Consider the following 13421-nt stretch of genomic DNA (forward strand, 5'->3'; position numbering starts at 1 on the left):
GCATCGCCTCCTGGGAGTCGCTCGCGGGCGGACCATATATGGTTTCCTACATGATTGGCGCGTCCGCGGGAAGACCGGTCACCAAGTCGCAGCTGGCCTACGAGACGATCAAGGCCCGGATCCTCGACGGGCGCTACGGGCCCGGCTACCGGCTGGTGCTCGACCAGATCGGCCGCGAGCTCGACGTCAGCGCGGTGCCGGTCCGCGAGGCCCTGCGCCGGCTGGAGGCCGAGGAGCTGATCGAGTTCGAGCGGAACGTGGGCGCCCGGGTGGTGGCCATCGATCCGGTCGCCTACCAGCACGCGATGCAGACGGTGGCGATCGTCGAGGGCGCGGCCACCGGCCTCGCCGCGCCGCTGCTGACGGCCGAGGCGCTGAGGCGCGCCCGCGAGCTGAACGACCGGATGCGCCGCAGCCTCGCCGAGTTCGACCCGGTGGCGTTCACCGCGCTCAACGCCGAGTTCCACGAGGTGCTGTTCGGCGCCTGCCCCAACCCGAACCTGGTCGACCTGGTCCGGCGCTGCTGGACCCGGCTGGCGGCGGTCCGCGACAGCACGTTCACGTCGGTGCCGGGCCGGGCACCGGAGTCGGTCGAGGAGCACGAGCGGCTGCTGGCGTTGATCGAGGGCGGGGGAGAACCGGAGGAAGTGGAACGGTTCGCGCGCGGGCACCGGATGGCGACGTTGGAGGCCTACCTCGCCCGGGAGCGGTGAGGCTTGTTCCCCCGGACCCGGGGATGCCAGGGTCGGGGCGTGCCGATCTTCTCCGCGCCGGACGGAACCGCGCTCGCCGTCCACCTCTCCGGTCCGGGCGCCGCGCCGCCGGTGGTCTGCCTGCCCGGCGGCCCGATGCGGGCCGGCGCCTACCTCGGGGATCTCGGCGGCCTGACGACCCGGCGCCGCCTCGCCGTGCTGGACCTCCGCGGCACCGGCGGCTCGGCAGAGCCCGCCGACCCCGCCACCTACCGGTGCGACCGCCAGGTCGAGGACGTCGAGGCGCTGCGCAAGCACCTCGGCCTCGAACGCTTCGACCTCCTCGGGCACTCGGCCGGGGCGAGCCTGGCCGTCCGGTACGCGGCCCGGTACCCGCGGCGCCTGAACCGGCTCGCGCTGATCGCGCCGAGCCCGCGAGCCGTCGGCTTCGACGTACCGCCCGGGCAGCGGCGGCGGATCATGGCCCGGCGGGCCGGCGCTCCCTGGTTCTCCGCCGCGGCCGCCGCGTACGAGTCGATCGCCGCGAAGAAGGCGACCAGCGCGGACTGGGCCGCCTTCGCGCCGCTGTACTACGGCCGCTGGGACACCGCGGCCCGGCAGCACCAAGCCGGCGAAGCGGGCCAGCGCAACGGTGCGGCCGCCCGGATCTACAACTCGGCCGGCGCTCATCAGCCCGAGACGACCCGTGCCGCGCTCGGCGCCGTCACCGCCGGAGTGCTGGTGCTGGCCGGCGAACTGGACTGGATCGCCACCCCGGCCGTCGCGGACCGCTTCGCCGCGCTGTTCCCGGACGGCCGCGCCGTCGTCCTGCCCGGCGCCGCGCACTACCCGTGGCTGGACGACGCGCCCGCGTTCCGGTCAGCCGTGGGCGGCTTCCTGGCCTGAGCCCGGGTTCCGGCGGGGCTTGATGCGGACCGCCGGCAGCGCGGGAGCGGGCAGGCGCTCGCCCGGGTAGCCCGTGACACTGCCGAACTGGTCCGACCCGGCTTGCCACGCTTCGCGGAACGCGGCGATTTCTTCGTGGGTGCGGCCGACGAAGTTCCACCACATCAGGATCTCTTCGTCGAACGGGGTGCCGCCCAGCAGCAGGAACCGGGCCGGTTCGGTGCCGCGGTTGCTCAGGGTCAGGGACCGCACCCCGGTGCCGAGGTAGCCCAGCTCCGCCGTCCGGACGCGGGTACCGGCCACCTCGACGTCGCCGGTGTCGGCCAGGACGCCGTGCTCGAAGCCGGGGTCCACGCCGAGGGACATGTGGGCGTCCGGTCCCAGCACGACTTCCGCGCCCAGCAGCGGGGTGAACGTCGGGATCGGCGACGTCCGACCGGCCAGTGAGCCGAGGAACACGCGGATCTCCGCGCCCTCGATCCGGTTCACCGAAGGGACGTAGTGGTCGAACGCGCGTGCCGTGTGCCGGTGCCGCTCGGGCAGGGCCACCCAGAGCTGGACGCCGTGCAGCGTCTTCGTGGCGGCGGTCGAGACCTCGGAGTGGCAGATGCCGTGCCCGCCGGTCATCAGGTTCAGTTCGCCGGGGCGGACCATCGCGTGCGTGCCGAGGCTGTCGCGGTGTTCGATCTCGCCGGAGAACAGCCAGCTGACGGTCTGCAGCCCGGTGTGCGGATGCGGCGCGACGTCCATCGCCCCGGGCCCGCTGACCTCGTCGGGGCCGTAGTGGTCGGCGAAGCACCAGGCGCCGATCAGCGACCGCGACCGCTGCGGCAGGGTCCGCCGGACCCGCATCGCGCGCGGCCCGCCGAGGGGCACCGCGCGCGGAGCGAGCACCTCGACAACGGGACGGTCGGGATCGGCGGCCGCGGGCCGGTCGCCACCGGCGAGTTCGGCGGGGGCGGCCTCGGTGTTGCTCATGTCCGCCACGGTAGTCGCGATGCCCGCCGGAACGCGGCTGGGCGGTGTCCCGGCAGCCGTCCACGGTGTCGAGCGCCGACGCCACCCGGCCGCTAAGCCCCGACCGGCGCGAACCCTTCCGCCCGGCGCCCGATCCGGACCGCCGTCGCGGCGAACCGGCCGTAGACCGCGGCCAGCAACGCGAGCTCGACCGCGTGACCGGTTCCGCGCGGCCCCTCCCGGCCGTCCGCCCACGCCCGCACCTCCCGCTCGGCCGCCCCCACGAGCGACACCGCGTCATCGAGCCCGGTCCCGCCCCCACCGGCCAGCACCTCCCGGAGGGCCCGCGCGGCGGCCACCGCGTGCCCGCCCAGCCGGCCCAGCGCGGGCCGCACCTCCGGCGGCACGGGTCCCCGCGCCTCGGCGACTTCCCGGGCGAGACCACCCATCCGAGTGAGATCCGCAGCGGTGTGCACGGCCGCGACGACCGCCTTCACCTCCGCCTCCCGCGGCGCGTGCAAGGCCAGCAACGCACACGCCTGGTCCTCGCACGCGGCCCCGAGCGAGGCCACCGCCGCCGCCTGCTCCCGCGCACGTCCGCCCAGCGTGTGGTCACTTTCCAGCGCCGAGCGAGTGGCCTCCTCGAGCGTGCTGGCGACGAGGTCGCCCAGGTCCGCCAGCCGGTGGGCGAGCGTGACGAGCTCCTTCTGAAACGGCGTCGGCATGGCGGCAGGAAACCACCCCGGCCGGGTGTCGGCATCTCGTCGCCCGGCCCGGAATTGTCGGACCCCCGTGCTCTCCTCATCGGCAAGAGCGGTGCACCCCGCACCCGGAGGACGAGGAGAGACCGATGGCAGGCGAAACGACGGTCACCGTGGTCGGCCATGTAGACCGCACTAACCCCCGTGAGGGTGACGAGGTTGAGCAAAACCGAAGGGCCCCTCGGCGCTGAGGATCCAGCGCTGAGGGGCCCTGAAATGGATCTCCCCTTCTTCGATCAGCCGGACGGGCGGTTCGTATAGCCCGGCTTGAAGAAGGTCCTGGCTGCCATCATGATCACGACGACGAGCTGCAGGGCGATCATGCCCACCACAGCCCAGACCGGAAGATCTTCAGGCACTGCCTTCAGAGTCATCGACGGCGCGATGGTCGCCGCCGCGACGAGGAGCACGACTACCGCCGCTTCGAGAAGCTGGGACGTGTTGGCACGCGGTACCGAGAGCGCCATCTTCGTCTCCTTCCTCTCGAACCTGAACCGTGCATCCGGCTCGTTGCGCCACTGCGCGTCGAGCGTGGGCGTTTCATCCTCAATGGACGATAGATCGGCGAACTCGTCGAAGTCGCCGTCGTCCTGCTGCACCGGATCACCCACGGTTCCGGTTCCTTTCGTGAACCCGGTCTACCGATCCCTGTTGGATCAGCAGCCCCGGGGACTTGGGGAGGCACGACAGGTGGGTGACTGTCGCGCGGGTGGGCCTAGTCGGTCTGGGGCTGCGGCGGCACGCCGCGGGCCCAGACCACTTCGCCACTGACCGTCACAGGGCCAGCGCGGCAAGCACCACAAAGACGATTGGTCATGTCCATCTCCTTGTCCTCTCTCCGGGGAATCCGTTGGATGGCGACCGGTTGAAGCGGCCGCCACCTCGGAAGCGTAGCGTTCCATCGCCACGGGAGCAACCGGAAGATTTACGGATTCCGCTACGTTTTTCATGCAAAGTCTGGCGAAGATCTTCTCCGTCTGCGACGATGAGGAGGTTAGGGCGCACTGACCTGCGCCTCGGACCAGAAGGGAGCAGGAGCTATCGCCACTGAGAAGGAATCGGCTGCGGTGGACGACACGGCAGCCGACGAGCCGAAGGTTGTCGCTCGCGTGAACATCCCGCTCGTTCAGGAGAGCGGGAAGGCACTGCTGCGGCTGCAGGACCGGACCGGCCTCAAGAAGGTCGACCTGGTCAACCGAGCGATCCAGGTCTACGACTTCCTCGCATCGCAGCTCACCGACGACCGAGAGGTCGTTCTACGAGGCAGCGACGGCCAAGAGGTGCTGGTCAAGATCTTCTTGTGACCGATCGGAGTTTCGTATGGCGCAACACGCAACACAGGGGCGGGTGTCCGGCAGGCCGGGCGCCCGCTTCGCGTGTTCGGACTTGAGCTCCTCCAGCCGCACCCGTTGATCATCTTCTCGTCCGGATATGGCATCTTGTTCGACCGTGCCCTCCGACCGCTGGACACTCACCGACGACCGGAACGTCCAGGCGCTGCTAGTGCCGCGGGTGGGGACGTTCGAGCAGCTGGATGATCCGCTGGAACCTGCTCGGCTCCTCGACGTCGACGGTGTCGCCGATCAACCTGCGCAGCAGTTCGTTCACCACCTCGTGGCCTGCGACTACAGCCCGGAGACAAGTCGGGCCTACTTGCGCAGTCTGCTGCTCTGGTATCGGTTTCTCGCCGCGATCGAAGTGCAGTGGGATCAGGCGGAGCGCCGTGATGTCCGGGACTTCGTGTTGTGGTTGCGGGTCGCGGAGAACCCGCAGCGCCGCGCCCGGCGCCGGGACGGCACCGCCCCGGGCGCGGTGAACCCGATCACCGGGAAACGCACCCTCGGTTCCGGCTACGCCGCCTCGACCGTCAACCACGCGCTGACCTCGATGAAGATGTTCTACGAATACCACCTGCTGACCGGGCTCGGGCCGGTGGTGAACCCGGTCCCGGAGCAGGCCGGGCGGGGCCCGGACCGGCCGGGCTCGCATCGCAGCCCGATGGAGCCCGCACCGCGCCTGCGCCGAGCTCCCTACCGCCAGCACAGCGCCAGACGGCAGCCGCGGGCGTTGCCGAACGAGCTGTTCAACGACTTCTTCACCGCGTTGCCGAGCAACCGGGACCGGGCCATCGTCGCGCTGGGAGTCAGCAGCGGACCGCGCGCGACCGAGTTGCTGGCGATGCGGCTGGAGCAGGTCGACGTCGGCCGCCAAGTGGTACTGCTCGAAACCAAGGGGCGCCGGGAGCTGGAGGAGGTCCCGGCGTCTCCGGACGCGTTCTTGTGGTTGGCGGCCTACCTGGCCGAGACCGAGGACTGGCGCCCGGCCGGCGACACGCGGATCTGGTGGACGTTGCGGCGTCCGGTCCGCCCGATGACGTATTCGGCGCTGCGGCAGGTGCTCAACCGGGCCAACGAGCAGCTCGGCGGAGCGAACATCACCTTCCACGATCTCCGGCACACCTACTGCATGCGGATGCTGGACGACCCGAACCTGCTGATCACCGACGTTCAACGGCTGATGCGCCACGCCTCGATCCTGAGCACCCAGATCTACTCCCGGGCCAGGATCGACGACCTGGTCCGCAAGATGCAAGACCATTACAACCGCCCGGCTCCACCCGAACCGACCACTGCACCCGGCTACGACCCCGCGGACATGTCGGTCCTGTTCCCGGGACTGACGTGAACAGTCCGAGCATGACCATCGTCGGCCGGCAGGCACCGTCGCAACCAGACGCCGGCCACACCATCACGACCGCTGCGGAACCACTTCCCGAGCACCTGCTCTTCTGGCAACCGGTCACAGCCCCGCTGCGGCGCAGGTTGTTCACCGCAGCCATCGAACTGCTCGCCACCCGCCTCCCGACTAGTCAGTCGCATTTGGACCCGGTCACCCACTACACGCCGGTCATGGAGAACTTCCTCGGCTGGCTGGACCGGCAGCCTGGTGAGTCCTATCAGGACCGCTGGCTCGCCAGCGGCGCTGACTCCGCGGGCCGGGACTGGCTTTCCGAGGTCGACGTCGACGTCAGCACTGCCTACGGGCGGATGCGGTTCAATCGGGGTCTGGAAGCGCTGGTGTGTTGCGGCGCGATCCGTCCCACCTACGGGTTTTTGCTGACCGTCTGGAGCAACCGGCTCTGGTCGACCTGGCGCGAGGAGCACGACACCGAACTGTTTGCCCTGATCGGCAAGACCGCCGCCGAGGAACTCGACCGACGGCCGGAGAAGACCAGCGGCATCTTGATCGACTTCGCCCGCATGTCGATCCGCACCGGCAAGGCCCTCGGCGAGCTGACCTGCACGGATCTGCTGGACTACCGGCGAGCCTGCATCGACGCCAAGGGCTCCGGCACGACCATCTCCTGGGCCACGGCCTACTACTGCGGCCGAGCGGCGGGCCTGTTCGACGACGGGCCGGAGGAGTTTCAGGCTCTGCTAACCGCCCAGCAGCTCTCACCTGCCCAGATGGTCGACCAGCACCATCTCGTCAGCCCGTCGATGCGGCTGTTGCTAGCCGAATACCTGGCCGAGCGGCGCCCGAACCTGGACTACACCTCCTTCTCCCAGCTCGCTAACCGGCTCTGTCGGCTGTTCTGGCGCGACATCGAGAACCACCACCCGGGCATCGACAGCCACCACCTGACCCGCCCACAGATCGAGGCCTGGAAAGCCCGGGTCATGGTCCTCGAGGACGGCAGCGCCCGCCGCCGGCCCGGCGAAGTCTTCGGCGCCGTCCGAAGCTTCTACCTCGACATCAACCACTGGGCCAACGACACGCCTGAACGCTGGGCCCACTGGGCAGCACCGTCCCCGGTGACTCGCCAAGACGTCCGGGTCCTGCCCCGCGAGCGACGTCGCGCGACCGCCCGCATGCACGCCCGCGTCCGCGAGTTCGCCCCCAACCTGCCTGCCCTCGTCCGCTCCGCCCACCAGCACCGCCAGTTCGCCGCCCGGCTGCTGCACCTGGCCCAGGAGACTCCGCCCGGGCAGGAGTTCGTTCTCGCCGGCACGACCTACACCCGCTCGGTCCCGGTCGACGCCGACAGCGGTCCACGGCTGGTCACCGCCGACGGCACCCGGGTCGACCCGGTCTTCCTCGAGCATGAAGCGTTCTGGTCCTGGGCGATGATCGAGGTCCTGCGCCACGCCGGGATCCGCATCGAGGAACTGCTGGAGCTGACACATCACTCGGTCCGGCCTTACCGCAAGCCCGACGGCACGATCGTTCCGCTGCTGCAGATCGCACCGTCGAAGACCGACGCCGAGCGGGTCATCCCGGCCAGCCCGGAGCTGGCGTCGGTGCTGGCGCAGGTCATCAGCCGGGTCACTGCCGCCGACGGCACGATCGCACTCGTCAGCCGCCGGGACGAGCACGAGCGGTCCTGGTCGGACCCGATGCCGTTCCTGTTCCAGTTCCGCCTGGCCGGGCGGCCGCGCACGTTCAACTCCGCCACGCTGCGCGAATACCTCGACCGCGCGGTCGAACGCGCCGGCATCGGCACCGGGCTGACACCGCACGACTTCCGACGTCTGTTCACCACCGACGCGGTCAATAACGGGCTGCCCATCCACATCGCCGCAGAACTGCTCGGCCACAGGAACCTCGACACGACAATGGGTTACACCGCGGTTTATCCCCAGGAAGTGATCGACCGCTACCAGCAATTCGTCGAACGCCGTCGGGCACTGCGGCCGACGGAGGAATACCGGCCGCCGACGGCTGCGGAACTGTCTGAATTCGCCGCTCATTTCGGTCAACGTCGCATCGAGATGGGCAGCTGCGTCCGCCCTTACGGCACACCCTGCGCTCACGAACACGCTTGCCTTCGCTGCCCGTTCCAGCAGATCGAGCCGGCCGAACTGCCGAACCTCGACAAGATCAAGGCGAACATCGGCCGGCGCATCGAAGCCGCTCGCGAGAAGCAGTGGCTCGGAGACGTGGCTCAACTGGAGAAGACCCTCACCCACGTCGACGCCAAGCGCGAAGGACTGCTCCGCCTGCTAGCTCAGCCGGTGGTCAGCCTGGACCTGGCTTCTGGCGCCGCCAAGAACTGAGCCTGGACTCGGGCGCGTCCGGTTCTTCTCGTCACTGCCGATCTGCTCAGAGCACAGTGGGTTGGGTTGGGTTTGTCAAGCCGAAAAGCATGGCTTGACAAACCCAACCCAACCCACTCGGGCGAGACACAGATCGCCCGCGGCGAGAAGACCGAACCGGACTCTTAACTACTTAGGTTCTGGTTCTGATCGAGTCAGCCGGCCGATTGACGATCTGCACGGAATCAACTTATTCGTTTAAGGAGAAGATCAGCATGGCTGGAGACACGAGTATCACCGTCATCGGGAACGTTACGTCCGACCCGGAACTCCGCTTCACGGCCTCCGGCGCGGCGGTCGCGAACTTCACCGTCGCGTCCACTCCGCGCACGTTCGATCGGCAGAGCGGTGAGTGGAAGGACGGCGAGACGATGTTCCTGCGCTGCAACGTCTGGCGGCAGGCCGCGGAGAACCTGGCCGAGTCGATCGCCAGGGGCGCCCGTTTGATCGTCCAGGGCCGGCTCAAGCAGCGCAGCTTCGAGACCAAGGAAGGCGAGAAACGGACCGTCACCGAACTCGACGTTGACGAGGTCGGCCCCTCGCTGCGCTTCGCCACCGCCAAGGTCAACAAGGTCTCGCGCAGCCAGAGCAACGCCGCCAACGGCGAAGCACCCGCCGAAGACCCCTGGGGTTCCGCCCCGGCCGCCAGCGACGCCAACTCGGGCGACCAGCCCCCGTTCTGACCCCTACCTGCACTAAGCCCCGCCGCCCCACCGGCGGGGCTTAGTGCAGATAAGCAACCTGACGAGCGACCCCGAACTGCGCTTCACCCCGGCCGGCTCGGCGGTCGCGAACTTCACGGTCGCGAGCACCCCGCGGGTGTTCGACCGCGAGTCCGGCGCCTGGCGCGACGGTGACGCGCTGTTCCTGCGCTGCAGTTTGTGGCGGGAGCACGCGGAAAACGTCGCCGAGTCGCTCGTGCGCGGTACCCGCGTGGTCGTCCACGGCCGGCTGAGACAGCGGTCGTACGACACGAAGGAAGGTGAGAAGCGCACCGTCGTGGAGCTGGAGGTCGAGGAGATCGGGCCGTCGCTGCGGTACGCCACCGCCAAGGTGACCAAGGTCAGCCGCGCGACGGGTGGCGAAGGGAGCAGTGCCTGGGCGCCGGAACCGGTGGGGGTGGCAAAGCCGCCCTTCTGATCCCCATCCGTTCGCGGCCGGCCTCCGAACGCCTGTCGAGGAGGCTTCGACCCGTGCTGGATCGCCTGCGGTGAAGATGAGGGGACGCTCCGGCCGGACCCGCTGTCGAAATCCCGCCCACCGATTCGACGCAGGGGTAGCGGCCGAACCACGAGCGGGAGGGACCGACATGAACAGGAACGAGAAGACCGGCTCGCCGGCAGCGCACCCCGTGGTCAACCACCGGATGCGGGCGATGCTCCGAGCAGTCGGCGCGGGCCGCGGCCGGGTGTCCTGCAGCAGCGAACCGGACCTGTTCATCGACGGCCTGTCGTGCGGCGACCAGTTCGCGGCCCACGCGCTGGCCCACCAGGGCCTGGTCCGCGCGGCCCGCCCCGGCCGCTCGGGCGAGCTCGTCCCGGCGGTCCTGACACCCGCCGGCCAAGCCCTCCTGGACCCCGAGCAGAGATCGGCCGCCTGACCCGGCGACCGGCGGATGTTTGACAACTCGATAGAGAAGCCTCACCGCCGCGGAGACGGCCGGGGCCTTGCCGCTGCGGGGAAATCCCCGGAGCGGAGACACGAACGGCGGCGGTCCGGACGCTCGCCGAACCGCCGCCGCCGGTCTGTGCCTACTGGCCCTGCTGCGGGAATTGACCCTGCGGCGCCTGCGGCCCCGGCTGCGGGAACCCCTGCGGCTGGGACGGGTGCTGCGGGAACCCGGCCTGCGGAGCACCACCCTGCGAAGGGTGCGGCGGGTACCCCGGCGCCGCCTGCTGCCGGGCCTGGCCCTGTTCCTCCTGGGCCTGCAGCCGGAGTGCGTCCTCCTTCGGGATGCGGTTCTCGATCCCGCAGAACGTGCACTGCGCCGTGTACTTGACGCTGATCGGGAACAGCGGGATGAAGAACAGCGTGAACTTCGTGACCGCCTTGCGCACCGCGTGCGAAGCCGGGTTACCGCACCGGCCGCACAAGAACGTCGTCATCGCCAGCACGTAGATGCGCGTACGCCAGCCCCAGATCAGCATCGGTCTTCTCTCTTCCGTTTCTTCTTTCGCCGCGCAGCCTCGCACACCGTTGCCGGTTCCCGGGGCGGTTTTGCCGATCCCGTCCGGACCGACATCCGGCGAACCGGACATACAGCCCGTACCGCAACGCGGGAGGCCGCGGGACCAGGGCCTGTATCGAAGTCGGTCAGAGCCATTCGTTGATCGCGGCGATGTGGACGGTGGCTTCGTAACGGCGGTGAGCTGGTCGTAGCGAGTGGCCACGGCGCACCGGTCCGGACACGCCACCCCCAGCTCACCTGCTGGAGGCGACTTCGATACAGGCCCTAGATTGGGATCATGCCAAGCGACTTCGTCCTGAAGACGATGAACACCGTGCACCGCGGCTTGATCAAGCTCACCGGCGGGCGGGTGGGCTGGCAGGTCGCCATGCCCGTCCTGGAGCTCACCACCGTCGGCCGCAAGAGCGGGCAGCCGCGGTCGGTGCTGCTCACCTCGCCCCACCAGGAGGGTGACGCGGTGGTCGTCGTGGCGTCGCGGGGCGGCGACGACACGCATCCCGCGTGGTTCCTCAACCTGCGCGACAACCCCGACGTCGAGGTCTCGCTGAAGGGCGGCCCGAAGCGGCCGATGCGCGCCCGCGTGGCCCGCGCGGAAGAGCGCGCCCGGCTGTGGCCGAAGATCACCGCCGACTTCAAGAACTACGCGCAGTACCAGACGAAGACCGAGCGCGAGATCCCGCTCGTCTTCCTCGAACCGCGGTAGCTCACGATCGCGCCGCCAGGTACGCCGGATCGGCGGCGGGGATCGGCTGGTCGGGGACCCCGGCCAGCAGCCGGTTCATGGCGTGGAAGTACGGCGGCGCGGCGACCGTGCCGCCGAACGCGCCGTGGCCGCAGTCGCCGAGGTGCACCGGCGTGCCCGGGCAGATCTCCCGCGGGTGCGGCCCGTCGGCGAACACCATGGACGACACCGCGTAGCCGTCGACACCGCCGACGAACGCGACCGACTCGCTCAGCTGCGTCGTACCCGTCTTGCCGATGTCGGGCCGGGTCCAGCCGGCCGCGCGGGCCGCTTCGGCGGACGTGCCGCTCGTGGTGTCCTTGCTCAGCCCCGCTTCCAGGGTGTCCGCCACGCCCTCGGGGATGACCCGCTCGCACGCCTGCTGCGCGACCGGCACGGCGTTGCCGTTCCGGTCGGTCACCGACAGGATCGGGTTCGGCGGGCACCACACGCCGCCGCTCATCAGCGTCGCCGAGACGTTGGCCATCTCCAGCGGGCTCACCGGGCTGTTGCCCAGGGTGAACGACAGCAGGTTCCGGAAGTACTGCGACTGCGGCTCGCTGTACTGCGGGTTACCGGACTTCGGGTCCGGCGTGCGGCCGGCGTCGTTGGTCGCGAGGGTGGTGCGCAGCCCGAGCTTGTAGGCCATGTCGAGCACGGCGGGCATCCCGACCTGGCTCTCGAGCCCGACGAACGCGACGTTCGGCGATGTCGCCAGCCCGTCGGCGAGGGTGATCGGGTCCGCGTAGTGGCCGTCGTTGTGGACGGTGTAGCAGGACGAATGCGCGTCCGGCACCGGGAAGCACTGGCTGTCCGGGTTGGGCAGCGGGGTGTCGAGGCCCGCCTGGCCGGTGACGAGGGCCGCGGCCGAGGTGAAGATCTTGAACGACGAGCCCGCCCCGAACTCGTTGCTCGCGTCCGCGACGATGTCGGTCGACGTCTCGCCCCGCGCCGGATCGGTGCCGTAGTTGCGGTTCGCGACCATGGCCAGCACCTGGTGCCCGTCCTGGCCCGGCCGGACGACGGCGAAGGTGTTGGCCACGCCGTCCTGGGTGGTCGGCACGTTCGCGTCGACGGCGTCCTTGGTCACCTGCGAGACGCGCGGGTCGAGGGTGGTCTTGATCGTGTACCCGCCGGTGGCCAGCCCGTCGGCGGTGAACCCGGCGTGCACCAGGTAGCTTTCCGCGTAGGCGCAGAAGAACCCGGCGTCCGGCGCCGCGCCGAGGCACGTGCCGGACGGCGTGACCGGGCCGTTCGGCAGCAGCCCGAGCGGGGCCGCCTTCGCCGTCGCCGCGTACGAGGCCGGGATGGAGCCGTTGGTGACCATGTCGTCGATGACCAGGTTGCGGCGCTGCAGCGCCTTGTCCGGGTGGGTGTAGGGGTTGTAGACGCCGGGGTTGTTCACCATTCCGGCGAGCAGGGCCGCCTGGGGCACGGTCAGTTTGTCCGCGGTCGTCCCGAAATACGCCTCGGCCGCCGCGCCGACCCCGTAGACGGTTCCGCTGAATTCGACCACATTGAGGTAATTCGCCAGAATGTCGTCCTTGCTCATGGTGTCGTTGAGCTGGACGGCCATTTTCGCCTCCCGCAGCTTGCGGGCGATCGAGTCCTCGCGGTCGGCCTGCTGGGCCGCGGGGTCGTTCCGGTCGACGACGTTGATGAGGAAGTTCTTGACGTCCTGCTGCGTGATCGTCGACGCACCCTGCAGTGCGCCGCCGCTGCTGTCGTTGACCGCCGCGCGGAGCATGCCTTGCAGGTCGACGCCGCCTTCGGTGTAGAACCGGCGGTCCTCGACGGCGATGATCGCGGCCTTCATCGTGGTCGCGATCCCGGCCGCGGTGACCGGGAGGCGGTACTGCGCGTAGAGCGTCGCGATGGGGGTGCCGTCGCGGTCGGTCACCGTCGTGGTCAGCGGCAGATCGGCCGCGGCGAGCCGGGCGGAAATGGCGTCCACCGAATCGCTGACCTGATTGGACAGCAGGCCCGCCCCGATGGCGGCGGGCGCCACCGTCCCGGCCGCCAGAATCCCGGCGAGCACGCACAACCCGGCAAAAGGGACCACGCCCCCGCGACGTTTCACGAATTCGACATTAGGCATCG

At 69.8% G+C, this 13421-nt stretch carries 14 protein-coding genes; 9 read left to right on the forward strand and 5 right to left on the reverse strand.

Features of this window, described 5'->3' with window-relative positions:
- Positions 1-38: 38 nt before the first annotated feature.
- Positions 39-713 (forward strand): GntR family transcriptional regulator, encoded by a 675-nt coding sequence (locus QRY02_RS04775; protein ID WP_285990271.1) that lies wholly within the window; start codon positions 39-41, stop codon positions 711-713.
- 39 nt (positions 714-752) lie between these two features.
- Positions 753-1598, forward strand: coding sequence for an alpha/beta fold hydrolase (locus tag QRY02_RS04780; RefSeq protein WP_285990272.1), 846 nt, complete (start codon positions 753-755; stop codon positions 1596-1598).
- Here QRY02_RS04780 and QRY02_RS04785 read toward each other — a convergent pair.
- The 3 genes from QRY02_RS04785 to QRY02_RS04795 all read right to left on the reverse strand — a co-directional run bounded on the left by QRY02_RS04785 (position 1572) and on the right by QRY02_RS04795 (position 3927).
- Positions 1572-2576 carry a pirin family protein gene (locus QRY02_RS04785; RefSeq protein WP_285990273.1) on the reverse strand — a complete coding sequence of 335 codons (1005 nt, stop codon included), beginning with the start codon at positions 2574-2576 and terminating at the stop codon, positions 1572-1574. The two genes, QRY02_RS04780 and QRY02_RS04785, sit on opposite strands and share 27 nt — an antisense overlap.
- 92 nt (positions 2577-2668) lie before the next feature.
- Positions 2669-3280, reverse strand: a complete 612-nt coding sequence (locus QRY02_RS04790) for a PhoU domain-containing protein (protein ID WP_285990274.1) — start codon at positions 3278-3280, stop codon at positions 2669-2671.
- Between the two features lie 272 nt (positions 3281-3552).
- Positions 3553-3927: a hypothetical protein gene (locus QRY02_RS04795; protein ID WP_285986509.1), complete on the reverse strand. Its 375-nt coding sequence runs from the start codon at positions 3925-3927 to the stop codon at positions 3553-3555.
- 456 nt (positions 3928-4383) lie between these two features.
- Between QRY02_RS04795 and QRY02_RS04800 the strand changes: the two genes are divergently transcribed.
- The 6 genes from QRY02_RS04800 to QRY02_RS04825 all read left to right on the forward strand — a co-directional run bounded on the left by QRY02_RS04800 (position 4384) and on the right by QRY02_RS04825 (position 10012).
- Positions 4384-4620: a hypothetical protein gene (locus QRY02_RS04800; protein WP_285986510.1), complete on the forward strand. Its 237-nt coding sequence runs from the start codon at positions 4384-4386 to the stop codon at positions 4618-4620.
- 349 nt (positions 4621-4969) lie between these two features.
- Positions 4970-6001: a tyrosine-type recombinase/integrase gene (locus tag QRY02_RS04805; protein WP_285986511.1), complete on the forward strand. Its 1032-nt coding sequence runs from the start codon at positions 4970-4972 to the stop codon at positions 5999-6001.
- An 11-nt stretch (positions 6002-6012) separates the two neighbouring features.
- Complete coding sequence (locus QRY02_RS04810; protein ID WP_285986512.1) at positions 6013-8373, forward strand: tyrosine-type recombinase/integrase; 2361 nt, start codon at positions 6013-6015, stop codon at positions 8371-8373.
- Positions 8374-8627: 254 nt separating this feature from the next.
- A complete protein-coding gene (locus QRY02_RS04815) occupies positions 8628-9095 on the forward strand; it encodes a single-stranded DNA-binding protein (RefSeq protein ID WP_285986513.1) in 468 nt (155 codons plus the stop codon).
- Between the two features lie 43 nt (positions 9096-9138).
- On the forward strand, positions 9139-9552 hold the full coding sequence (locus QRY02_RS04820; RefSeq protein ID WP_285990275.1) for a single-stranded DNA-binding protein: 414 nt from the start codon (positions 9139-9141) through the stop codon (positions 9550-9552).
- 169 nt (positions 9553-9721) lie between these two features.
- Complete coding sequence (locus QRY02_RS04825) at positions 9722-10012, forward strand: hypothetical protein (protein WP_285990276.1); 291 nt, start codon at positions 9722-9724, stop codon at positions 10010-10012.
- Positions 10013-10163: 151 nt separating this feature from the next.
- Here the strand turns inward: QRY02_RS04825 and QRY02_RS04830 are convergent, their stop codons facing one another.
- Positions 10164-10559, reverse strand: coding sequence for a zinc ribbon domain-containing protein (locus QRY02_RS04830; protein ID WP_285990277.1), 396 nt, complete (start codon positions 10557-10559; stop codon positions 10164-10166).
- Between the two features lie 318 nt (positions 10560-10877).
- Here QRY02_RS04830 and QRY02_RS04835 point away from each other — a divergent pair, with 318 nt between their 5' ends.
- Positions 10878-11303, forward strand: coding sequence for a nitroreductase/quinone reductase family protein (locus tag QRY02_RS04835; protein ID WP_285990278.1), 426 nt, complete (start codon positions 10878-10880; stop codon positions 11301-11303).
- Position 11304: 1 nt separating this feature from the next.
- Here the strand turns inward: QRY02_RS04835 and QRY02_RS04840 are convergent, their stop codons facing one another.
- A complete protein-coding gene (locus QRY02_RS04840) occupies positions 11305-13419 on the reverse strand; it encodes a transglycosylase domain-containing protein (RefSeq protein WP_285990279.1) in 2115 nt (704 codons plus the stop codon).
- Positions 13420-13421: the final 2 nt, after the last annotated feature.

Origin of the sequence: Amycolatopsis sp. DG1A-15b, from assembly GCF_030285645.1 — a bacterium.
Lineage (GTDB): Bacteria > Actinomycetota > Actinomycetes > Mycobacteriales > Pseudonocardiaceae > Amycolatopsis.